18 protein-coding genes are annotated in these 25,150 nt (G+C 44.4%); 5 read left to right on the top strand and 13 right to left on the bottom strand.

All coding sequences use genetic code 11. From position 1 onward, the window contains the following. Positions 1–48 precede the first annotated feature (48 nt). On the bottom strand, positions 49–1,305 hold the full coding sequence (locus AC5FX4_RS03615) for a malic enzyme-like NAD(P)-binding protein (RefSeq protein WP_493605138.1): 1,257 nt from the start codon (positions 1,303–1,305) through the stop codon (positions 49–51). Between the two features lie 642 nt (positions 1,306–1,947). Then, positions 1,948–2,163 (bottom strand): 50S ribosomal protein L31, encoded by a 216-nt coding sequence (gene rpmE / locus AC5FX4_RS03610; protein ID WP_152087320.1) that lies wholly within the window; start codon positions 2,161–2,163, stop codon positions 1,948–1,950. A gap of 229 nt (positions 2,164–2,392) precedes the next feature. On the opposite strand from rpmE, the gene priA reads away from it, so the two are divergent. The 5 genes from priA to AC5FX4_RS03585 all read left to right on the top strand — a co-directional run bounded on the left by priA (position 2,393) and on the right by AC5FX4_RS03585 (position 7,457). Next, entirely contained in the window at positions 2,393–4,564 is a 2,172-nt protein-coding gene (gene priA, locus AC5FX4_RS03605) for a primosomal protein N' (RefSeq protein WP_493607766.1), read from the top strand. 8 nt (positions 4,565–4,572) lie between these two features. Continuing rightward, positions 4,573–5,103: an SPOR domain-containing protein gene (locus AC5FX4_RS03600; protein WP_493605137.1), complete on the top strand. Its 531-nt coding sequence runs from the start codon at positions 4,573–4,575 to the stop codon at positions 5,101–5,103. A gap of 78 nt (positions 5,104–5,181) precedes the next feature. Next, complete coding sequence (hslV, locus tag AC5FX4_RS03595) at positions 5,182–5,700, top strand: ATP-dependent protease subunit HslV (RefSeq protein ID WP_476290706.1); 519 nt, start codon at positions 5,182–5,184, stop codon at positions 5,698–5,700. Positions 5,701–5,711: 11 nt separating this feature from the next. Next, the gene (gene hslU, locus AC5FX4_RS03590) at positions 5,712–7,040 is read left to right on the top strand and encodes an ATP-dependent protease ATPase subunit HslU (RefSeq protein WP_493605136.1); all 1,329 of its coding nucleotides are present in this window, start codon (positions 5,712–5,714) and stop codon (positions 7,038–7,040) included. 45 nt (positions 7,041–7,085) lie between these two features. Then, the gene (locus tag AC5FX4_RS03585) at positions 7,086–7,457 is read left to right on the top strand and encodes a gamma-butyrobetaine hydroxylase family protein (protein ID WP_493605135.1); all 372 of its coding nucleotides are present in this window, start codon (positions 7,086–7,088) and stop codon (positions 7,455–7,457) included. Between the two features lie 17 nt (positions 7,458–7,474). On the opposite strand, the gene AC5FX4_RS03580 is transcribed toward AC5FX4_RS03585, so the two are convergent. The 11 genes from AC5FX4_RS03580 to rpoB form a co-directional block, all read right to left on the bottom strand. Next, on the bottom strand, positions 7,475–8,275 hold the full coding sequence (locus AC5FX4_RS03580) for a VOC family protein (RefSeq protein ID WP_493605134.1): 801 nt from the start codon (positions 8,273–8,275) through the stop codon (positions 7,475–7,477). Positions 8,276–8,461: 186 nt separating this feature from the next. Then, on the bottom strand, positions 8,462–9,127 hold the full coding sequence (locus AC5FX4_RS03575; RefSeq protein WP_493605133.1) for a DUF799 domain-containing protein: 666 nt from the start codon (positions 9,125–9,127) through the stop codon (positions 8,462–8,464). Then, complete coding sequence (locus AC5FX4_RS03570; protein WP_493605132.1) at positions 9,120–9,479, bottom strand: DUF4810 domain-containing protein; 360 nt, start codon at positions 9,477–9,479, stop codon at positions 9,120–9,122. Before AC5FX4_RS03570 ends, AC5FX4_RS03575 begins: the two co-directional genes overlap by 8 nt. 12 nt (positions 9,480–9,491) lie before the next feature. After that, entirely contained in the window at positions 9,492–10,163 is a 672-nt protein-coding gene (locus AC5FX4_RS03565; protein ID WP_493605131.1) for a CsgG/HfaB family protein, read from the bottom strand. Between the two features lie 235 nt (positions 10,164–10,398). Beyond that, complete coding sequence (locus AC5FX4_RS03560; protein WP_493605130.1) at positions 10,399–11,070, bottom strand: CsgG/HfaB family protein; 672 nt, start codon at positions 11,068–11,070, stop codon at positions 10,399–10,401. 880 nt (positions 11,071–11,950) lie between these two features. Continuing rightward, the gene (gene tuf / locus AC5FX4_RS03555) at positions 11,951–13,135 is read right to left on the bottom strand and encodes an elongation factor Tu (RefSeq protein WP_152087331.1); all 1,185 of its coding nucleotides are present in this window, start codon (positions 13,133–13,135) and stop codon (positions 11,951–11,953) included. Positions 13,136–13,195: 60 nt separating this feature from the next. Then, a complete protein-coding gene (gene fusA, locus AC5FX4_RS03550) occupies positions 13,196–15,310 on the bottom strand; it encodes an elongation factor G (protein WP_493605129.1) in 2,115 nt (704 codons plus the stop codon). A gap of 27 nt (positions 15,311–15,337) precedes the next feature. Beyond that, entirely contained in the window at positions 15,338–15,808 is a 471-nt protein-coding gene (gene rpsG, locus AC5FX4_RS03545; protein WP_010562301.1) for a 30S ribosomal protein S7, read from the bottom strand. A 101-nt stretch (positions 15,809–15,909) separates the two neighbouring features. After that, a complete protein-coding gene (gene rpsL / locus AC5FX4_RS03540; RefSeq protein ID WP_010367657.1) occupies positions 15,910–16,284 on the bottom strand; it encodes a 30S ribosomal protein S12 in 375 nt (124 codons plus the stop codon). Between the two features lie 391 nt (positions 16,285–16,675). After that, a complete protein-coding gene (rpoC, locus tag AC5FX4_RS03535) occupies positions 16,676–20,857 on the bottom strand; it encodes a DNA-directed RNA polymerase subunit beta' (RefSeq protein ID WP_493605128.1) in 4,182 nt (1,393 codons plus the stop codon). Between the two features lie 119 nt (positions 20,858–20,976). Next, the gene (gene rpoB / locus AC5FX4_RS03530) at positions 20,977–25,002 is read right to left on the bottom strand and encodes a DNA-directed RNA polymerase subunit beta (RefSeq protein WP_493605127.1); all 4,026 of its coding nucleotides are present in this window, start codon (positions 25,000–25,002) and stop codon (positions 20,977–20,979) included. Positions 25,003–25,150 lie beyond the last annotated feature (148 nt).

The following is a 25,150-nucleotide window of genomic DNA, read 5'->3' as shown; positions in this document are numbered from 1 at the left end:
AGGCCATCAATCACTTGATGGCCTTTTTAAATTGAATACTTGTGAGTGTTATTGCATCTTGTGATGTGCCATGTAGTTTTCTGGCAACTCAATTTGTGCCACACCCGACTCAATTGCCGCGTTGGCAACTGCTTTTGCGATACGAGGTAGCAAGCGTGGGTCCATTGGTTTTGGAATAATATACTCAGGGCCAAACTCTAGGCTCTCTACATCTGCCGCTTTGAGTACTTCCGCAGGCACTGGCTCTTTCGCAATGCTACGAATCGCTTCTACCGCTGCAATTTTCATTTCATCATTAATCGCCGTTGCACGCACGTCTAATGCACCACGGAAAATAAACGGAAAGCACAGCACGTTATTTACTTGGTTAGGGTAGTCTGAACGACCCGTTGCCATGATCAAATCTTGGCGTGCACCATGTGCAAGTTCAGGATTAATTTCAGGATCTGGGTTTGAACAAGCAAACACCACTGGCTTATCCGCCATCAATTTAAGTTCTTCAGGTTTGAGTAGATCTGGGCCTGATACCCCAACAAACACATCCGCATCGGCAATCACATCCTGCAATGTACGCTTGTCGGTATTGTTCGCGAATAGCTTTTTATATTCATTCAAGTCATCGCGGCGTGTGTGAATAACCCCTTTTCGGTCAAGCATATAAATATGCTCGCGTTGCGCACCACATTTGATCAGCAGCTCCATACAAGCAACCGCCGCGGCACCGGCACCTAAACACACAATAATCGCATCGTGAATGTCTTTACCTTGGATCTCCAACGCATTCAGCATACCTGCGGCAGTGACAATGGCGGTACCATGTTGGTCATCATGAAAGACTGGAATGTCGCAACGTTCAATCAAGGCTTTTTCAATTTCAAAACATTCTGGCGCCTTGATGTCTTCAAGGTTGATACCGCCAAACGTATCCGCAATATTTGCAACCGTATTAATAAAGTCTTCAGTGGTGCGATGCTTTACTTCGATATCAATAGAATCAAGGCCCGCAAAACGCTTGAATAGTAACGCTTTACCTTCCATCACTGGCTTCGAAGCCAACGGGCCTAAGTTACCTAAACCTAAAATAGCCGTACCGTTACTGATCACCGCAACCATGTTGCCTTTACCAGTATACTGGTAGGCGGCAGCTGGATCGGCAGCAATTTCTCTAACTGGCTCAGCAACACCTGGGCTATAAGCCAGCGCTAAATCTTTTACGGTTTCCGCAGGTTTGGTCAACTCAACGCTGATTTTACCTGGAACGGGATGAGCATGGTAATGTAGTGCTTGTTCACGAAAGTCTGACATGACGCGATTTTTTCCTGCAAGAAGTTAAAAGTGAGAGTGAGATAAAATTAGCAATTAGTTAAACCATACCTTTTTTATAAATATATTCAAGCAATTTGAGGTCTATCCACTTAAACACATTTTAACTGCAGATCACTGCCATTTTACCGACATTTAACTTAATTTAATTCAATTTTGCTTACAGTAAACAGACAAAAACAGATAACTTATTACCGAAATATGGTGAAAATCTATCTAAAATAGAACAACCTCATCAACAAAGACCAAAACTGCAAGAATAATGAATTTTAAAAGCATTTAACTGCAATAAAGGCGAATTTAAGTAACAATTCCTGCATTACACAAACTATACTCACGGTATCTTTATGCACATAATTGCGCTTTATAAGCAAAAGAAACCTTTACCTCTGTGCAAAATGTAGCCGAGTAATTTCTCAAAACAAATGCATAACGGTGAATAATGGAGATAAAGAAGAATAATTAGAGTTAAAACTCCAATTTCGATAACTTGGCTTTTTTAGTTTTAAATTCGACATGCGGCATTGCAATAGCAGCAACATGCAATACAGAGGAAAGAATGAGAAAGCCTAATTTCAGGCACAAAAAAAGCACCCTAAGGTGCTTTTTTCAAACAAACGTCTATTACTTCTTGCTGCTAAGCGCGCCGAAACGTTTGTTAAAGCGATCAACACGACCACCTGTATCAAGAATTTTTTGCTTACCAGTATAGAACGGGTGACACTCAGAACATACGTCTAAGTGAATGTCTTTACATAGTGTTGAACGAGTTTGGAACTTGTTACCACATGAACAAGTAGCGTTGATCGTTTCGTAATTAGGGTGAATACCTTCTTTCATAGCAACCTCTGGTTAGGCCGTATCGCTCTCCAAACCCGAAGTCTGGCACCATACGTAGTTTATACAAATTAGTGGACGCGTATTTTAAGTAACTCGTCGGCGTTCCACAAGTAATAAATGATCAAAAATAGCATTTTTTGTACAATTCAGGGTGACAAAGACGGCTCAACTGGGCTTTTCCTTCTACCTTTAGTACATTAGCGCCATGATTGCTTGCCAAGACCCATTGATGATGTTTGCTGAAGTCGCAATAAAAGTACCTCTATTTCGTACCTTTGATTATCTGATCCCTCCTGAGTACAACTTGCAAGAGGGATGCAGAGTGAAGGTACCGTTTGGCAATCGCAAGTTGGTTGCCGTGGTGCTCGCTATCAAATCACACTCTGATGTCCCTAGTGAAAAACTAAAAGCAATCGCGGAACAACTAGACGATACGCCGATTTTATCCACTGAACACATCAAGTTTTTGCGTTTTACCGCGCAATATTATGCCCACCCGCTGGGAGAGACGATTTTCACCGCCCTCCCTGGCGCGTTGCGTGATGGCGAGCATCCTGATAAAACCACGGTCGCGACCTTTTCGCTTACTGAGAAAGGAAAACAATTACCCACCCTTCGCGCGAAGAAGCAAATGGCCTTGCTAAAACAACTAAATGAATCCGGTGAGTCGAGCTTAACGGAATTAAAAGCGCTGGGCTTTAGCAAACAACAACTTACTGCTCTTCTAGACAAACAGCTCATTAAAGAGCAAATAAAGCATGACGAAAATTGGCAAACACAATCACTCTGCATCGCACAAAAACCACGCTTAAACGAAGAACAAGCCGAAGCTTGCAGTGTGATAAACCAACAACAAGGCTATCGCTGCTTTTTATTGGAAGGCATAACGGGAAGCGGTAAAACCGAAGTTTATTTGCAAAGCCTTGAACGTATTCTGCAAGCTGGCAAACAAGCGCTGATACTGGTGCCTGAAATTGGTTTAACCCCACAAACAGTTAACCGCTTTCGTCGCCGTTTTGCGCACACGCCTATTGATTTGTGGCACTCAAACTTAACCGATAATGAGCGCTTACATACTTGGCGAAGAGCTGAACAAGGGAGCTGTGCTTTGGTGATAGGCACGCGTTCCAGTATCTTTTTACCGTTTAAAAACCTCGGCATGATCATTGTTGACGAAGAACACGATGGCTCTTTTAAACAACAGGAAGGGCTTCGTTATCACGCCCGAGATTTAGCGGTTTATCGCAGTGCAACCGCCTCAATTCCGCTTATTTTAGGCACGGCAACACCCGCTTTAGAAACACTGAACAAAGCCATCACCTCAAAATACCAATTGCTCACCTTGTCACAACGTGCGCAAACCACCACCAATAATCAGTTTTTATTAATCGACATGAAAGGCCAGCCAGAGCAATCCGGTTTTGCCATGAGTACGTTGCAGCATATTGAAGCAACATTAAAACGTGGCAAACAAGTGATGGTATTTTTGAATCGTCGCGGCTTTGCACCGACACTGTTGTGCCACGAATGCGGTTGGTTAAGCCAATGCCATCGCTGTAGCGCCAGCGCAACCTATCATAAAGCAATGAACCGCTTAGTGTGCCACCATTGTGGCGAACAAACTTTTGTCCCGCCACAATGTCCTGATTGCGGCAGCACGCAAATCATGCCGACAGGGCTGGGTACCGAGCAGCTCGAAAACTTTTTTGCAGAGCGATTCCCCGATACCCCGCTAAGTCGCATTGACCGAGACACCACACGTCGCAAAGGCGCACTCGAAGATGCCCTTGCCGACATCAATCAAGGCGGCGCTCGTATTTTGGTAGGTACACAGATGCTCGCCAAAGGCCACCATTTTGCCGACGTGAGTTTAGTGGTGATCTTGGATGTCGACAGTGGCCTATATTCCAGCGATTTTCGCGCAACAGAACATATGGCACAGCTCATAACCCAAGTCGCTGGACGCGCTGGCCGCAGCGGTGAAGCGGGAAAAGTACTATTACAAACCCACTTTCCCGATCATCCATTGCTGCAAGATCTGGTTAATAATGGCTATCAAGACTTTGCCCGCTATGCGCTCACAGAGCGTGAAGAAGTGCAATTACCGCCCTTTAGCCATCTTGCTTTGGTCAGAGCGCAAGCGACTAATGCCAAATTGGTATTCGACTTTTTGTCCGATCTGGTTCCAGCAACCCCCTTCAGTGGTATACAATTGCTCGGGCCGATCCCCGCGCCGATGGAGCGAATGGCGGGTAAGTATCGATATCAATTACATATTCAAGCTGCAGAGCGCACGGTATTACACACATATATCGCACAATTAGTGACTTATATGAGCGAACATAAACTCGCTAATCGCGTGCGCTGGAGCATAGACATAGATCCGATGGATACCTACTAAGTACATTTATGGCACAACACGATTATATAAATAGAAAGCCAAAAAATAGCAAAGGCGCTAAACAAGCTGCCCCCAAAAAGCCCTTTCCAACCATTCTTGCGCTGGCCGCGTTAGTATTAGTGGGTGGTTTTGCCTATGGCCTTTGGTACATCAAAAACTATGCTGAACCGGCAAAATTAGAAACCGCTGCTAAGCCCGTCCAAAAAGAGCCAGCAAAGCTTCAAAAGCCTGAAATAAAGCCGTTTCTTGAAGAAATAAAAGATCATGAAGTTAAGGTTGAAGTAAAAGAAATCGAAAGCAAAGGGCCTTATCAGATGCAATGCGCCTCGACCAGAACCCGAGAGCAAGCAGAAGAGATCAAAGCCAAAATTGCCTTTGCTGGTTTAATTGCACAAATACGCCGCACTGAGGGCAGCAATGGTGTGTGGTATCGCGTGCGCCTTGGCCCGTACGAAAAAAAGCGTGAGGCCGAGCGCGATAAAAACAAACTCAAACGCATCAAAATCACAGGCTGTGGCATTTGGGGTTGGACACCTTGATTTTCGCCTAAACGCCCATATCTTGTATAAATCAGACAGTATAAAGGCGCCAAGAGCGCCTTCGTTTTAAGGAATACTATGACTACCATCGTTAGCGTCCGTCGCGACAACAAAGTTGTCATTGGTGGAGATGGCCAAGTGTCGCTTGGTAACACAGTAATGAAGGGCAATGCCCGTAAAGTTCGCCGTTTATACAACGGAAAAGTACTTGCTGGCTTTGCTGGCGGTACTGCCGACGCGTTCACTCTTTTTGAGCGCTTTGAAAGCAAACTTGAAATGCACCAAGGCCATTTAACCAAAGCCGCTGTTGAAATGGCCAAAGATTGGCGTAGCGACAGAGCACTACGTAAACTTGAAGCGCTATTAGCCGTGGCCGATGAAACAGCCTCGTTAATTATTACAGGTAACGGCGACGTAGTGCAGCCAGAGCATGACCTTATTGCAATTGGTAGTGGCGGTAACTTCGCACAGTCAGCAGCCATTGCTCTGCTTGAAAACACCGACTTAAGCGCACGCGAAATTGTGGAAAAAAGCCTGAAAATTGCAGGCGATATCTGCGTATTTACCAACAATTTCCAAACTATTGAAGAATTGTAAGAGGAATTGCCATGACAGCAATGACCCCAAGAGAAATCGTCCACGAATTAGATCAACACATTATTGGACAAGATAAGGCCAAGAAAGCCGTTGCCATTGCACTACGTAACCGCTGGCGTCGTATGCAACTAGAAGAAGATTTACGCGCTGAAGTAACGCCTAAAAACATTTTAATGATTGGTCCAACAGGCGTGGGTAAAACCGAAATTGCCCGTCGCTTGGCTAAACTTGCCAATGCGCCGTTCATCAAAGTTGAAGCCACTAAGTTCACTGAAGTGGGCTATGTGGGTAAAGAAGTTGAGTCGATCATCAAAGACTTGGTCGATATCTCTTTTAAAATGACCCGTGAACAGCAAGCTAAGAAGCATCAACACCGTGCTGAAGAAGCTGCTGAAGAACGCATTCTGGATGCGCTGTTACCGCCAGCGAAAGACGCTTGGGGTGAATCTCAGCCTAGCGAGAACAGTTCAACACGCCAAGTTTTCCGTAAAAAGCTACGTGAAGGCCAATTGGATGACAAAGAAATTGACATTGATGTAGCAGAAGCGGCACCGAATGTTGAGATCATGGCGCCTCCTGGTATGGAAGAGATGACCAACCAATTGCAAGGCATGTTCCAAAGCATGACTGGCGAGAAAAAGAAAAAGCGCAAACTGAAAATCAAAGATGCGTTTAAACTATTGGTTGAAGAAGAAGCTGCTCGCATGGTCAACCCAGAAGAGCTTAAAGAACAAGCCATCTTCTCGGTTGAACAAAACGGTATCGTCTTCATCGATGAAATTGACAAGATCTGTAAGCGCGGTGAAGCGCAAGGTCCTGATGTGAGCCGTGAAGGCGTACAACGTGACCTACTGCCATTGATTGAAGGGTCTACCGTTAATACTAAGCATGGTATGGTGAAAACAGACCACATCTTGTTTATCGCTTCTGGTGCATTCCAGATGGCAAAGCCATCGGATCTTATTCCTGAACTACAGGGCCGCTTACCTATCCGTGTTGAGTTAGAAGCACTCACAGCTCGTGATTTCAAACGCATTCTTACCGAGCCACACGCATCGCTTACCGAGCAGCAGCAAGCACTAATGCAAACGGAACAAGTTGAGATCAGCTTCACCGACGATGCACTGACACGCATCGCAGAAGCCGCTTGGCAAGTGAACGAAAAAACTGAAAATATCGGTGCTCGTCGTCTTCACACCATCATGGAAAAACTGATGGAAGAGCTGTCATACGATGCGTCTGAAAAAACCGGTGAATCATTTGTGATTGACGCAACCTATGTTGAGCAACACTTAGATGCGCTCGTACAAGACGAAGATTTATCTCGCTTCATCCTGTAATTTATATTCTAAACGGGGCTTGTGCCCCGTTTTACTGAGCTTATTATGTACATTGTCACTAAACTGCATTATCACCAACAAAGTCGTTTGCTCGACGTTTATTTCGACGATAACACGCACTACACATTAAGCTGTGAATTTTTACGCACCCATTCTCCTTCTGCCGAAGTACAAGGTCATGGCGAAGGCATGAAGTTAGTACTGAACAAGCAAAACGTAGCAATCAAAGACATTGAACCCGTGGGCCACTACGCCGTGCGATTGTGCTTTGATGATGGCCACAATACAGGTTTGTACAGCTGGCAATATTTGCGCACATTATGTGCTGAACAAGACACACTTTGGGGTGAATACCAAATGCGTGTTAAAGCACATCAAGAAAACGAGCATAGCGTGCCAATCAAGTTTGTGCCTTAACCGAGCATACAAAATAACTAGGGCGTGATCTCGTCCATTTTAGATTCAATAATTGAAAAGAAGGCCTCTTGTGGATCGCAAATGACCGCATAACGGCCCACTTCAGGAATATCTTGGGGCGGCACACACACCTTTGCACCGAGACCCGCTGCTTTTTTCGCAATGGCATCGCAATCTAGCACCGCAAAATACATCATCCAATGCGAAGGAGTTGTTGGATTCCAAGCCTCTGTCATCTCAACCATACCCGCTAAAGCATGCCCATCATTGCTGAAAATAACATATTCCAGCCCCTCAACCGTTTGATGGATGGAGTGCCAGCCAAATAACTGAGCATAAAAGGCTTCATTCTGCTTGCTGTTACGGCACGCTAACTCGTGCCAATAAGGCGTATTGGCTTCAAACGCCCTTCGACTGCCGAAGTGTTGTTTTGCTTGCCATAAAGTCAGCTCAGCGCCGCTCGGGTCACTAATGATGGCCATACGACCCGCCTCTCCAATATCATACGGGCCACGAACCAGTTTCCCGCCTAGCTTTTCTGCATGAGCAACTGAGCCATCGACGTTCATCACAGCCACATAGGCTTGCCATACGCTTTGCACTCTCGCCGTCTTTTTTGCATCACTCATTTCATACATGCCGCAGATGATGTCATCTTGTTTTTTGAAATTGGTGTAAAAATCACCATTTGCACCACGTTCATCATCAAACTCCCAACCGAATAGCGCGCAGTAAAAAGGTTTCGCAATGCGCCAATCGGCAGCACACAACTCTGCCCAACAAAACTCATGGATATGCGCATAAGTGAGTCTACTCATATTAATTTACCTTTTTAGAATGCCTTTATGGTTGATAGTTGAGATTGCCAGAATATGCAATCTAAGAGAACAAACTGATGGGCATTTTTAATCACCGCTGTGAAGAAAACTCTGAGGGGTAATATTCAAGTGTGGTTATAAAGAAGAAATAAAAAGGGCTACCAAGTAGCCCGACACAACGATTAATTAAAGCTTTACTGGTTGTCCATACTTAGGTGACCTTGGCCCATGTAGCAAGCCATTATACACCTCTGATGACAATAACCTTTGAGTAGCCAAAGTTGACACTTCAAATCCAGCATCTGTCGCAGTCTCAATGATTTGAGTGAGTGCAGCCGATACTAAAGCCCCTACCAAGCCACCACCAGAATTAGAACGTTGCTCGCTGCTCGCGGCTCGCGCACTGCCTTCCCACAGCAAGGTACCAGTCTTCAAGTCGACCAACTTAGCATCTACTTGCACTACAGTATCACTAGAGATAACAACGTAAGATGTACCGTATTCTTTAATATCTATGTATAAACCTGCATCAGCGCCGAAAATTTCGTGCAACTTCTGCGTAGGTACCGCATGAATATCCTGAGCAACTGTTAAACCATTACTTTTAAATGTTTCATCGACTAAAGAAACAGGAAATACGTAATATCCTGATTCAGACAACGGCTTAGCCACATTTGATAAAACGCTATAAGGTGCAATCACTTCCGATGAATTATTGATAGGTGGAACCACTAGTACAGAACGTGGGTCACTATTCTTATATTCAGTGTAATCATATGGCTCAGACTTCGATGCACAACCACTGAGTGTTATCGCGACAATAAACGCAAATAGAGCCTTTATATTATTCACCTTGCGCTCCTTTTGCATTTTTGATCAAAAAATCAATGTACTTTGCTGATTCAGGAAATAAGGCCTTCTCTTGTTCAAGGTAGCCAAATCCAGACTCCAAATTGCCTTGTTTTAGGTGTAGGTACCCGAGATGTGCAAGTATTCCCGGAGCAATTGGCATGCTGTTGTTCTCAGCCATCTGAACAGTCTCTTCAAGCTGATTAATTTGCTCGCCTACATCCGTTTCATCTGCTTTAAAATGTTGATATAGGTTCTGGCTGTAGGAACCATGATAATAAAGTGGCTTAACTGTTTTACAACCCGCCAGAGTCGCAGCTGCAATTACTGCTAATATTGTAACTGTATTTTTCATCTTCATTCTCAATTATGGCTGCCAGTGACCAGAGTTAATACCATTGACCAAATTGTTAACTGCTTCTCTGATTGCTAAATCTAACACTTTACCATTGAGTGTTGAGTCATAGCCTGACGTACCACCAAAACCTATTACTTCACGGCTTGATAAGCTGTATTCACCAGCACCTTGTACTGAATACACGACTTCTGACGTAGTGACATCAACAATATTCAAATTGACTTTTGCATACGCAATTTGCGATTTTCCTTTGCCTAAAATGCCAAACAGCTGCTTGTCACCTTGTTCTTTGCGACCGAATTCACTTACATCGCCAGTGACAACAAAGTTAGCACCCGTAATTTTTTGTTGGGCACCAGAAAAACCTGCCTCTTGTGCTATTTCAGACATATTTGCTCTGTCTAATACAGTAAAGCGGTTAGTTTGCTGAAGGTGAGTCATCAGGATTGTTTTCGCCTGAGAACCTAGCTTATCCACTCCTGAGCTGAATATGCCGTTTTGAAAGTTAGAACGGTTTTGTAACTTTCCAACAGATAGTTTGCTTTTGGGTCCTGAGTAAGCCACTTGGTATGACTGTACTTTAGGCGCTTCTATGGTTCTAGATGATTCAGTCGCTGCACACCCTGATAATAATAGCGCTGTAGCTGCCGAGCTAAGTATTACAAGCTTGTTTTTAAGCATTACTTCTTCCTTTTTATTAATTCCACGGTTTATGTACTAAAAACCGGACCGCATGATAATGCATAATTAACAACAATTAAATTTTTTTATTGATTAATTTGCAAACAACTGAATTATCTTGACGTTTTCTGAAGTAAACTCTCACCTTTTAACACACTGTGTCGTAGTTGCAACGCAGCACACCTAAAGTACAACCCTTTTGGAAAAAACCTTTATTTCTATAAACAACACATGGCTAGTTTGGCTGCCACTGACCACTATCGACACTGGCAACTAAATTATTAACGGCCTCTCTGATAGCAAGATCTAATATTTTGCCATTCAATGTAGAGTCATAACTTGCCGTACTACCAAAACCAACCACTTCCCGTGTAGACAAACTATATTCCCCAGCACCTTGCACAGAGTAAACAACTTCAGATGTCGAGACGTCGACAATATTTAAATTTACTTTTGCATAGGCGATTTGCGATTTACCTTTGCCTAAAATACCAAAGAGCTGTCTGTCACCTTCTTGCTTACGACCAAACTCGGAAACAGCTCCCGTTACCACATATTTGGCACCTATAATGTTTTGCTCAGCGCCAGAAAAACCAGCCTCTTGGCTAAGTTCACTGAGATTTGTGCGCTCTAAAACAGAAAAGTGATTGCTCTGCTGCAAATGTGTCAACAAAATCGTCTTTGCCTGTGAGCCGAGCCTATCTTCACCCGTATTGAAAATACCGTTTTGAAAATTTGATTGGTTTTGGAATTTACCCAAAGATAGCTTGCGCTTTTCCCCCATATAAGCAGAGTTAAACGAATTCACCTTTGCAGCCTCAATTGTTCTTGAAGACTCAGTCGCCGAACAGCCACTCAGTAATATCGCTGCTGTAGCAGCGAGTAAAAGATATTTATTCTGGTTCATGATTTCATCCTTTTGCAAACTCACTCTATGTTGGGTGAGTGATAAACGGTCAAAGTTAATAGAAATCAGTATACCTAGCATTAATAAATTCTCTGTTAGCATCTGTAATTATATGTGCGCTTTTGAGTACAGAAATTTACGGGCATGCACAGTGACTAGGTTTCCTTTACGCAAGGTGAATGTCGTGCAAAAGTTTAATGACAAAGCGCGTAGCGCTTACATTCCTTTTGCGCAAGGTGATTAAGGTGTAAAGGGTTAACGACTGCGAACGAAGTGAGAACGTTTCCTTTACGCAAGGTGAAATGAGCTAGTTTAACTACTGCCGAGGAAAATAACCTCTAAGAGAAACTCACACCGTCGGATGGCGCTTCGCTTATGCCGACCTACAAGAGCCAAATCTCAGGCATTAAAAAAGGCCGCATCCTTTATCAGGAAGCGACCTTTTTTACTGTGTTACTAGCAATCTAGAAATTATTCTACGATTGTGGCTACAAGCACCTACTTACCCTGTAGAGAGCGCCACCTTCACCGTACACTAGATACAAAAAACCCGAGACCTAAGCTCGGGTTTTTCTAATGCTTTGTGGCATATACGTGCAAAAGTTTAATGACAAAGCGCGTAGCGCTTACATTCCTTTTGCGCAAGGTGATTAAGGTGTAAAGGGTTAACGACTGCGAACGAAGTGAGAACGTTTCCTTTACGCAAGGTGAAATGAGCTAGTTTAACTACTGCCGAGGAAAATGACCTCTAAGAGAAACTCACACCGTCGGATGGCGCTTCGCTTATGCCGACCTACAAGAGCCAAATTTCAGACATTAAAAAAGGCCGCATCCTTTATCAGGAAACGACCTTTTTTACAGTATTACTGCAATCTAGAAATTATTCTACGATTGTAGCTACAACACCAGCACCAACTGTACGGCCACCTTCACGGATAGCGAAACGTAGACCTTCGTCCATCGCGATTGGTACGATTAGGTCAACAGTCATCTTGATGTTGTCACCAGGCATTACCATTTCTACGCCTTCTGGTAACTCAACGTTACCTGTTACGTCAGTTGTACGGAAGTAGAACTGTGGACGGTAGCCTTTGAAGAATGGCGTGTGACGACCACCTTCATCTTTAGAAAGTACGTATACTTCTGAAGTGAACTTCGTGTGTGGAGTGATTGAACCAGGCTTCGCTAGTACTTGACCACGCTCAACTTCGTCACGCTTAGTACCACGTAGAAGTGCACCGATGTTCTCACCCGCACGACCTTCGTCTAGAAGCTTACGGAACATCTCAACACCTGTACAAGTTGTCTTCGTAGTGTCTTTGATACCTACGATTTCAACTTCGTCGTTCACGTTGATGATACCAGCTTCAACACGGCCAGTTACAACAGTACCACGACCCTGGATTGAGAATACGTCTTCGATAGGCATGATGAATGGCTTATCGATGTCACGCTCTGGCTCTGGAATGTAAGTATCTAGTGCTTCTGCAAGCTCAACAATCTTGTCTTCCCACTCTTTCTCGCCTTCTAACGCTTTAAGCGCTGAACCTTGGATTAGAGGTAGGTCATCACCTGGGAAGTCATACTCAGAAAGTAGTTCACGTACTTCCATCTCTACTAGCTCTAGAAGCTCTTCGTCGTCAACCATGTCACATTTGTTCATGAATACGATGATGTAAGGTACACCAACCTGACGTGAAAGTAGGATGTGCTCACGTGTTTGAGGCATAGGACCGTCAGTAGCCGCAACTACTAGGATCGCGCCATCCATCTGTGCAGCACCAGTGATCATGTTTTTAACATAGTCAGCGTGTCCTGGACAGTCTACGTGTGCGTAGTGACGAGTTGGCGTGTCATACTCAACGTGTGAAGTTGAGATTGTGATACCACGCTCACGCTCTTCTGGAGCGTTATCGATTGATGCGAAATCTTTTGCTTCACCACCGTATACTTTTGCAAGTACGTTAGTGATTGCTGCTGTTAGAGTTGTTTTACCGTGGTCAACGTGGCCGATTGTACCTACGTTTACGTGCGGTTTTACGCGTTCAAACTTTTCTTTTGCCATCTTAAAAAATTCCTATAAAGAAATTAAAGTCCAGCCCTTTGAGACCGGACCGAACTAAAATTACTTAACAGCGCGAGCTGCAATAATTGTATCGGATACACTCTTTGCCGCTTCAGCGTACTTGGAAAATTCCATAGAGTACGAGGCGCGACCTTGTGTAGCAGAACGAAGATCGGTTGCATAACCAAACATTTCAGAAAGCGGTACTTGTGCATTAATTTGCTTCAAGCCACCAAATGCTTCTTCCATGCCTTCAATTATGCCACGACGACGATTTAAATCACCTACTACATCACCCATATTACCTTCAGGGGTGATAACTTCAACTTTCATCACTGGTTCTAAAATAATTGGATCTGCCTGTAGCGCACCATTTTTAAAACCAATTGAACCTGCGATTTTAAACGCCATTTCGTTTGAGTCTACGTCATGGAACGAGCCATCAAACAATGTCGCTTTAACACCCAATAGCGGATAACCGGCAAGGACACCTTGTCGCATCTGCTCTTGAATACCTTTATCAACCGCTGGAATATACTCTTTAGGGACTACACCACCCACGATGTCGTTCACGAACTCGTAAGTTGGTGCATCATCTTCAGAGATGTCCATCGGTTCAAGCTTGAGCCAAACGTGACCATATTGACCTCGACCACCAGATTGACGTACGAATTTACCTTCAGCTTCTACCGAGTTACGAATTGTCTCACGATAAGCCACTTGCGGTTTACCAACGTTACATTCAACGCTGAATTCACGTTTCATACGATCAACAATGATATCAAGGTGAAGTTCACCCATACCAGAGATAATCGTTTGACCTGATTCTTCATCCGTTTCAACACGGAATGACGGGTCTTCAGCCGCTAATTTACTTAACGCGATACCCATTTTGTCTTGGTCAGCTACGGTTCTTGGCTCAACTGCAACTGAAATCACCGGCTCTGGAAATTCCATACGCTCTAAAGTGATAACAGCTTCTTGTGAACATAATGTGTCACCGGTAGTGACATCTTTCAGACCAATTGCCGCCGCGATGTCACCAGCGCGTACTTCTTTGATCTCTTCACGAGAGTTTGCATGCATTTGAACGATACGGCCCAAACGCTCTTTTTTGCTTTTAACCGGGTTATAAACCGAGTCACCCTGCTTGACAGTACCAGAGTAAACACGGAAGAAAGTTAAAGTACCTACAAACGGGTCTGTGGCAATTTTAAATGCCAACGCCGAAAACGGCGCATTGTCATCTGCAGGACGAGTACCTTCAGAGTCGTCTTCAAGAATACCCTGGATCTCTTTAACTTCAGTAGGTGACGGCATGTATTCAATCACAGCGTCAAGCACAGCTTGAACGCCTTTGTTTTTGAATGCACTACCACAGGTCATTGGCACAATTTCATTGGCCAATGTCTGTTGACGAAGCGCAGATTTAATTTCTGCTTCGCTTAATTCGCCGTCTTCTAAATATTTATCCATTAGCTCTTCAGACGCTTCAGCTGCGCTTTCAACTAAGTGAGCACGCCATTCTTCAGCTAAGTCTTGAAGATCTGCTGGGATCTCTTCATAAGTGAACGTCATCCCCTGGTCTTCATTATTCCAGTTGATAGCTTTCATTTTGATGAGATCAATAACACCTTTAAATTCGTCTTCAGCACCAATTGGTAACTGAATAGGCACAGGTGTGGCGCCAAGGCGAGATTTCACCTGTTCCACGACAGCTAGGAAATCAGCGCCAGTACGATCCATTTTGTTTACGAATACCATGCGAGGTACTTCGTATTTGTTCGCCTGACGCCAAACCGTTTCTGTCTGTGGCTGTACACCTGATGAAGCACATAACACAACAACCGCACCATCAAGTACACGCAATGAGCGTTCTACTTCAATAGTGAAGTCTACGTGTCCTGGAGTATCAATGATATTGATACGATGGTCGTCAAATTGTGCGTCCATTCCTTTCCAGAAACACGTCGTTGCAGCAGACGTGATAGTGATACCACGTTCTTGCTCTTGCTCCATCCAGTCCATAGTTGCAGCACCATCGTGAACTTCACCAATCTTATGAGAAAGACCAGTGTAGAACAGAACACGTTCTGTCGTGGTGGTTTTACCTGCATCTACGTGAGCACAAATACCGATGTTACGATAGCGCTCAATAGGAGTTGTACGTGCCATATTATCCTCTTAAAGGGTGTTAGCAGATTACCAACGGTAGTGAGCGAATGCTTTGTTCGCTTCAGCCATACGGTGAACGTCTTCACGTTTCTTAACCGCAGTGCCTTTGTTTTCAGCAGCGTCGATCATCTCTTGAGCAAGACGAAGGCCCATTGATTTCTCGCCACGCTTACGTGCAGCTTCAACTAACCAACGCATACCTAATGCGTTACGACGAACTGGACGTACTTCAACTGGTACTTGGTATGTAGAACCACCAACACGGCGAGATTTAACCTCTACCTGTGGACGTACATTTTCAAGCGCAGATTCAAAGATTTCTAGGTGCGACTTGCCTGATTTCTCAGCAGCCACGTCTAACGCACCGTATACGATTTTTTCAGCAGTAGATTTCTTGCCGTCTAACATTACTACGTTAACGAATTTAGCAAGAAGTTCTGATCCGAACTTAGGATCTGGAAGAATTTTACGTTGACCTATTACGCGTCTTCTAGGCATTTTATATCTCCGGTATCTTCAGGTTCGCCTTATTGGCGACTCCCAAAACAAATTATTTAAAAATTAAAACTTAAGTGCTTGGCCTTACTAACGGAGAACCATTAGCCCTTAGGGCGTTTTGCACCGTACTTAGAACGAGCCTGTCTACGGTCGTTTACGCCGGCACAGTCAAGTGCACCACGAACAGTGTGGAAACGCACACCTGGTAAGTCTTTAACACGACCACCACGGATTAGGATTACACTGTGCTCTTGTAAGTTGTGACCTTCACCACCGATGTATGAAGTTACTTCGAAACCGTTAGTTAAACGTACACGCGCTACTTTACGTAATGCTGAGTTTGGTTTCTTAGGTGTAGTTGTATATACGCGAGTACATACACCACGCTTTTGCGGACAAGCTTTAAGCGCAGCTGAGTTACTTTTTGTAACCTTGCTACGACGTGGCTTACGCACTAGCTGGTTAATAGTTGCCATTAAATAGCTCCTGATTAGTTAAAAATTACTACTGAAAAAATATAAAAATCGTCCCCATTTCTTCATCACTTTCGTGGAACGAATAAATGGGTGGCCGAATTTTAATGAGCAAAGATTAACCTGTCAATAAAAACCGCTCTTAGAGTAGGAAATTTGCGGTATTTAATCGCTATTTCACTCTACAAATGAAAAATCACGTCAGTTTCATGATGTGAGTTCAGAAGGAATGTTTTTTGAGTGAGCCGCTCTGCTCAATGACCAAAATAGTAACACTTATTGCACTTGAGTGCTATTCAAACGCTTAATGCAAAGGGCGAGATAAATTATTAAAAATAAAAAAAGCAGCTCATTGAGCTGCTTTTTCATTTTTACATCCACCAGTAATAACGAATTACTCGTTACCACCTAGTAAATCAGCGTTAAGTGCATCAGTAAGTGCTTGAGTTGCTTCTTCCGCACTGACCGTTTGCTCTTCAACTGGCATTTCTGCTTGTTTACGACGGTTAATACGATCTTGGTGATACGCAAAACCTGTACCCGCAGGAATTAGACGACCAACGATTACGTTCTCTTTCAGACCACGTAACTCGTCGCTCTTACCATTTACCGCAGCTTCTGTAAGAACACGTGTTGTTTCCTGGAACGATGCCGCTGAGATGAATGACTCAGTAGCAAGTGACGCTTTAGTAATACCCATTAGCTGAATTTCAAACTTCGCTGGGATCTTACCTTGCTTCTCAAGTTCACGGTTCGCGATATTAACGCGTGCCACTTCAACTTGCTCGCCCGCTAGGAACTCAGTGTCACCACCGTCTAGGATGATACACTTACGTAGCATCTGACGAATGATAGTCTCAATGTGCTTATCGTTAATCTTTACACCCTGTAAACGGTATACTTCTTGTACTTCGTTTACGATGTAGTTAGATACGTCAGTCACACCACGTAGACGTAAGATGTCATGTGGAGACTCAGGACCATCGGCGATAACTTCACCTTTAGATACCTGCTCACCTTCGAACACGTTAAGCTGACGCCATTTCGGGATCATCTCTTCGTATGCATCACCCTGTTCTGGTGTGATAACAAGACGTTTCTTACCTTTGGTCTCTTTACCGAAGCTGATAGTACCTGTGATCTCAGCAAGGATTGCTGGATCTTTTGGCTTACGAGCTTCGAATAAGTCCGCAACGCGCGGTAGACCACCGGTGATGTCGCGTGTTTTCGAACCTTCTTGAGGAATACGCGCAAGTACCGCACCAGGTAGTGCCTTAGCACCATCAGTGATTTCAATCGTTGTAAACGATGGAAGACGGATTTCTTGCAAACCACGCTCGTCGTTTTCAACGATTAGCTTAGGCTCTTTTGCATTTACCTTAGCAAGGTCTTTAACAACCACACGAGTCAAACCAGTTAATTCATCAGTTTGCGCTTCGGTGTTGCTATCATCGATGTCTGAGAATGAAACCTTAGACTCATGTTCGATAATGATTGGGTGACTATGCGGATCCCATGTTGCAACAATGTCGTTACCCTTAACGTCTGCACCGTCTTGAACTGTCAATACCGCACCGTAAGGTACTTTATAGCGTTCTTTCTCTCGACCGTGCTCATCAATGATAGTGATTTCTGTTGAACGTGACGTAATAACAATCTTGCCGTCTGTATTTAATACATACTTAGCGTTGTGTAACTTCAGGTTACCATTGTTCTTAACTTGTACGCTGTTCTCTGCTGATGCTCTTGATGCCGCACCACCGATGTGGAACGTACGCATCGTAAGCTGTGTACCCGGCTCACCGATTGATTGAGCAGCGATAACACCAACAGATTCACCCGCGTTGATCAAGTGACCACGTGCAAGGTCACGACCGTAACACTTAGCACATACACCAAAGTCGTTGTCACAAGTGATAACTGAACGTACGCGTACTTCATCTACTGAGTGCTCTTCTAAAAGGTCACACAGTTTTTCGTCAAGCATGATGTTACGCTCTACAAGTACTTCGTTAGTACCAGGTATAACCACGTCCTCAGCAACAACACGACCTAATACACGCTCGCGAAGCGGCTCAACAACATCACCACCTTCGATTAGCGGCTTCATTGTTAGACCGTCTAATGTGCCACAATCGTCATCATTGATAACCAAATCCTGCGCCACGTCTACTAGACGACGAGTTAGGTAACCCGAGTTCGCTGTCTTAAGTGCCGTATCGGCAAGACCCTTACGCGCACCGTGGGTTGAGATGAAGTACTGTAGTACGTTTAGACCTTCACGGAAGTTCGCCGTGATAGGTGTTTCGATGATTGAACCATCTGGACGTGCCATTAGACCACGCATACCAGCTAGCTGACGGATCTGAGCGGCACTACCACGAGCACCTGAGTCGGCCATCATAAACACTGAGTTAAATGACGGTTGCTCTTCTTCTTCACCTTGCGCGTTGATAACCGTGTCTTTTGACAAGTTCGCCATCATCTCACGTGATAAGTTTTCGTTAACACGTGACCAGATATCGATAACTTTGTTGTATTTCTCACCCGCAGTTACAAGACCTGACTGGAACTGTTGGTTGATTTCATTTACTTCTGCTTCTGCATTTTCAATGATCTCAGCCTTAACTGGTGGGATAACCATGTCGTTAATACCGATAGAAACACCTGACTTCATCGCGTAGTGGAAACCGGTGTACATTACTTGGTCAGCGAACACTACAGTGTCTTTAAGACCTAGACGACGGTAACACTCGTTTAAAAGTGCTGAAATTTGCTTTTTACCTAGTGCTTTGTTGATAAGCTCAAATGGTAAACCTTCAGGCAATACAAGTGACAAAATAGCACGACCAACCGTTGTATCAACGATTTCAGTTACACTGCTTAATTCACCTGTTTCTTCATCTTTGCGTGATTCAGTAATACGTACTTTTACGCGCGCATGAAGTTCAGCCATACCGGTACGGTACGCTTTTTCTGCTTCTTTTTGATCTTTAAATACAATGCCTTCGCCTTTCGCATTGATGCGATCACGTGTCATGTAGTAAAGACCCAATACAACGTCCTGTGAAGGTACGATGATAGGCTCACCGTTCGCAGGAGACAGAATGTTGTTGGTAGACATCATCAATGCACGCGCTTCAAGCTGTGCTTCGATTGTCAACGGTACGTGTACCGCCATTTGGTCACCATCGAAGTCAGCGTTATACGCCGCACACACTAGTGGGTGCAGGTGGATCGCTTTACCTTCGATAAGTACCGGTTCAAACGCTTGGATACCAAGACGGTGAAGTGTTGGTGCACGGTTCAGAAGAACTGGGTGCTCACGAATTACTTCATCTAATACGTCCCAAACCTCTGGTACTTCACGCTCAACCATCTTCTTCGCAGCTTTGATGGTTGTGGCCATACCACGGCGCTCTAGCTTACCGTAGATAAATGGCTTGAATAGCTCAAGTGCCATCTTCTTAGGAAGACCACACTGATGTAGCTTAAGCGTAGGACCTACTGTGATTACAGAACGGCCTGAGTAGTCAACACGCTTACCTAGAAGGTTTTGACGGAAACGACCTTGCTTACCTTTGATCATGTCTGCAAGCGACTTAAGTGGACGCTTGTTAGAACCTGTGATCGCACGGCCACGACGACCGTTATCAAGTAGCGCATCAACCGCTTCTTGTAACATACGTTTTTCGTTACGTACGATAATATCTGGTGCAGCTAAGTCTAGAAGACGCTTCAAACGATTGTTACGGTTAATAACACGACGATATAAGTCATTCAGATCAGACGTCGCAAAACGACCACCGTCTAGTGGTACTAGCGGACGTAAATCTGGTGGTAGAACCGGAAGCACGCTCATGATCATCCACTCAGGGTTATTACCTGATTGGTGGAAAGATTCCATTAGCTTCAGACGCTTAGTGATCTTCTTACGCTTAGTCTCAGAGTTAATCGTTGGTAACTCTTCACGCATTTCTGCAATCAATTGACCAAGGTCTAATTCACGTAGCAAATCAAGTACAGCTTCTGCACCCATCTTCGCTTCGAATTCATCACCGTGCTCTTCTAATGCGTCTAGGTACTCTTCTTCGCCTAACAGTTGACCACGCTCAAGCGTTGTCATGCCAGGTTCAGTTACTACGAATGATTCGAAGTAAAGTACACGTTCAATATCACGCAACGTCATATCAAGCATCAAGCCGATACGCGATGGTAATGATTTTAAGAACCAAATGTGAGCAACTGGGCTCGCAAGTTCAATGTGACCCATACGGTCACGACGCACTTTAGTTAACGTAACTTCAACGCCACATTTTTCACAGATCACACCACGGTGTTTTAAGCGCTTATATTTACCACATAAACACTCATAATCTTTCACTGGGCCGAAAATACGGGCACAGAATAAGCCGTCACGCTCAGGCTTGAAAGTACGGTAGTTGATTGTCTCAGGTTTCTTTACCTCACCGTAAGACCATGAACGCACCATGTCTGGTGAAGCAAGACCAATGCGAATCGCATCAAATTCTTCGGTCTTATTTTGTTGCTTCAGAAACTTAAGTAAGTCTTTCACCTTAGCTCTCCTGTCGGAGGTTAATCTTGAGGGCAAGCGTTGCTCACCCCTTCATTCTTTCAGTCCGGCTACCCACTGGGAGGGTAACTGCCGCAACTTATGCAGCTGCGGCGGTCGGATTAATTTTCTTCCAACTCGATGTTGATACCCAGTGAGCGGATCTCTTTGAGCAATACGTTGAATGACTCAGGCATACCCGGTTCCATCTTGTGGTTACCGTCAACGATGTTCTTATACATCTTGGTACGACCGTTTACGTCATCCGACTTAACTGTCAACATTTCCTGTAGTGTATAGGCAGCACCGTATGCTTCTAATGCCCATACCTCCATCTCACCGAAACGCTGTCCACCGAACTGCGCTTTACCACCCAGCGGCTGCTGAGTAACTAAGCTGTAAGAACCTGTTGAACGTGCGTGCATCTTGTCATCAACCAAGTGGTTAAGTTTCAACATGTACATGTAACCAACAGTTACTTGACGTTCAAATGCATCACCAGTACGGCCATCGTAAAGGGTTACCTGACCGCTTGATGGATAACCACCTAGCTCAAGTAGCTCTTTAATTTCGCTTTCTTTAGCACCATCAAATGCAGGTGTTGCAATTGGTAAACCGCCTTTAAGGTTTTCTGCTAAGCGACGAACTTCGTCATCTGAGAAGCTATCGATGTCTACTTTCTGACGGCAGTCACCCACTTCATACGCCTTCTTAATGAAGTCACGTAATTCAGCTAGTTCACGCTGTTCTTTGATCATTTCTTCGATGCGCTCACCGATACCGCGTGCAGCAAGACCCATATGAGTTTCTAGGATCTGACCGATGTTCATACGCGATGGTACACCTAGTGGGTTCAATACGATGTCTACGGTACGACCTTTGTCATCGTAAGGCATGTCTTCAACAGGCACGATAGTAGAGATTACACCCTTGTTACCGTGACGACCCGCCATCTTATCACCAGGTTGAATACGACGTTTAACCGCTAGGTAAACTTTAACAATCTTCAATACGCCCGGCTGCAAATCATCGCCTTGCGTGATCTTGCGACGTTTGTTTTCGAACTTCTTGTCGTATTCAGCTTTTAATTCATCGTACTGTGCAGCAAGTTGCTCAAGCTCTGATTGCTGTTCTTCGTCTGCAAGACTTTGCGTAAGCAATTTGTCAGCAGATAGGCCAGCAATACGGCTTTCTTCAAAGCCAGCTTTAGCAAGTAAAGTACGTGCACGTGACAACACACCTTCTTCAAGGATCTTGAATTCTTCGTTGAAGTCTTTTTTCGCTTCACGAAGCTGCATGTCTTCAACTTCTAGGGCACGTTTATCTTTCTCTACACCGTCACGCGTGAATACTTGCACGTCGATAACAGTACCAGATACTGAGTTTGGTACACGTAGTGAGCTGTCTTTAACGTCAGATGCTTTTTCACCGAAGATAGCACGTAGTAGCTTTTCTTCAGGTGTCAGCTGCGTTTCACCTTTAGGTGTTACTTTACCTACAAGGATATCGCCGCCTTTCACTTCAGCACCGATGTATACAACGCCTGATTCATCAAGCTTACCAAGCGCAGATTCACCGACGTTTGGAATATCAGCTGTGATCTCTTCAGGACCTAACTTAGTGTCACGTGCGATACACTGTAGCTCTTGAATGTGGATAGTCGTTAGACGATCTTCTTCAACAACGCGCTCAGATAGCAAGATCGAGTCTTCGAAGTTGTAACCATTCCAAGGCATGAACGCGACGCGTAAGTTTTGACCAAGTGCAAGATCACCTAAGTCTGTAGATGGACCATCTGCAAGTACGTCACCACGTACAACCGGCTCACCAACCATACAAGTTGGTTTTTGGTTAATACAGGTGTTTTGGTTTGAACGTGTGTACTTAGTTAAGTTGTAAATGTCGATGCCCGCTTCACCTGGAATACGCTCTTCTTCATTTACGTTAACTACGATACGGCTTGCATCAGCATACTTAACCACACCGCCACGCTTAGCAACGATAGTTACGCCAGAGTCTTTTGCAAGTGTCAACTCAATACCAGTACCTACTAACGGCTTGTCTGCTTTTAACGTCGGAACTGCTTGACGTTGCATGTTTGATCCCATTAATGCACGGTTAGCATCGTCGTGCTCTAGGAATGGGATAAGTGCCGCTGCCACAGAGATAACCTGCTGTGGAGATACGTCCATATATTGAATGTCAGAACGACCCATAAATGTCGATTCACCTTTGTGACGACATGGGATCTGCTCATCAATAAATTCGTTGTTGTCGTCTAAGTTTGTGTTTGCCTGTGCAATTACAAACTGACCTTCTTCGATAGCCGATAGGTAATCAACTTCGTCAGTTACAACACCGTCAACCACTTTACGATATGGTGTTTCTAAGAAACCATAATCATTGGTACGTGCATACGTTGACAATGAGTTGATCAGACCGATGTTTGGACCTTCAGGCGTTTCGATTGGACATACGCGACCATAGTGCGTTACGTGTACGTCACGTACTTCGAAGCCTGCACGCTCACGAGTAAGACCACCCGGACCTAACGCAGAAATACGACGCTTGTGCGTTACTTCTGATAACGGGTTGTTTTGGTCCATGAACTGAGAAAGCTGTGAAGAACCGAAGAACTCTTTAACCGCAGCAGAAATTGGCTTAGCGTTGATTAAATCTTGTGGCATCACGGCATCAAGATCACCTAAGCTCAAACGCTCACGTACTGCACGTTCAACACGTACAAGACCTACGCGGAACTGGTTCTCAGCCATCTCACCTACTGAACGAATACGACGGTTGCCTAAGTGGTCGATATCGTCCACTTCACCTTTACCGTTACGGATGTCGATCAATACGCGCATTACAGACACGATGTCTTCTTTACTTAATGTACCTGGACCTGTATCAGTGTCATAGCCAACACGGCTATTGAACTTCATACGACCAACAGTTGATAAGTCATAACGCTCATCAGAGAAGAATAGGTTGTCGAACAACGCTTCTGCAGCTTCTTTTGTTGGCGGCTCACCAGGGCGCATCATGCGGTAGATTTCTACCAATGCTTCAAGGCGGTTGCTGGTCGAGTCGATACGCAATGTATCTGACATATATGCACCACTGTCTACATCGTTGATGTAAAGTGTTGCAATTTTAGTGTGACCTGCTTTTACAAGTTCAGCCATTAGCTCAAGTGATAACTCATCGTTCGCGTTAGCGATAACTTCGCCTGTTGACTCATCGATGTAATCTTGTGCTACTACACGACCAATAATGTACTCGTGCGGAACTTCTAATTGATTAACTTCTTTCTTTTCTAGTGTTTTGATGTGACGCGCTGTAATACGGCGGCCAGACTCAATCACTACTTCGCCATCGTTATCTTTAATTTCAAACGCAGCTGTTTCACCACGTAAACGTGATGGTACAAGCTCCATCAATACTTTGCCGTTGGTTACTTCGAAAGTCGTTGTTTCGAAGAACAAGCCTAAGATCTCTTGTGAAGAGAACTCTAGCGCGCGCAAAATAATTGATGCAGGTAATTTACGACGGCGGTCGATACGAACGTAAAGGTTATCTTTTACGTCGAATTCAAAATCTAACCATGAACCACGGTAAGGAATAACGCGTGCGTTATAAAGCACTTTACCAGAAGAGTGCGACTTACCACGGTCGTTATCAAAGAATACACCAGGTGAACGGTGTAGCTGAGAAACGATAACACGCTCTGTGCCGTTGATAACAAAAGTACCGGTGTCAGTCATGAGCGGGATCTCGCCCATGTAAACTTCTTGCTCTTTAATGTCTTTAACTGTGCCTGGTGCGTCTTTATCCATTAGCACAAGACGTAATTTAACGCGAAGTGGAGCAGAATAAGTCACACCGCGAATTTGACATTCTTTTACATCGAATACTGGCTCACCAATACGATAACTCACGTATTGTAGCTCAGAATTGCCCGAGTAGCTTTTGATAGGAAACACAGAACGGAAAGCAGCTTCCAAACCGTGGTCGCCATCAGCGTCCGGATTCAAGAATTTTTTGAACGATTCTAACTGCGTCGACAGTAAGAAAGGTATGTCCAAAACTTGTGGACGTTTACCAAAATCCTTACGGATACGTTTCTTTTCAGAATAAGAGTAAGCCATGGGGTTCCTCAGCTTGCTGATCTTTGACCCAACCTGTTCTTATGAGAACAGACTTAACTGGCATTCAAGCCATGATAACAACATCTAATTGTTGTACTAAATGTCATTGATATTATCAAAGACGCTTAAGTCATTGAAAATAGCAGTG

Source organism: Pseudoalteromonas sp. ATL1, from assembly GCF_058933015.1.
The sequence above is the reverse complement of the archived record's forward strand: the minus strand, read 5'-3'. Positions and strand labels throughout refer to the sequence as shown.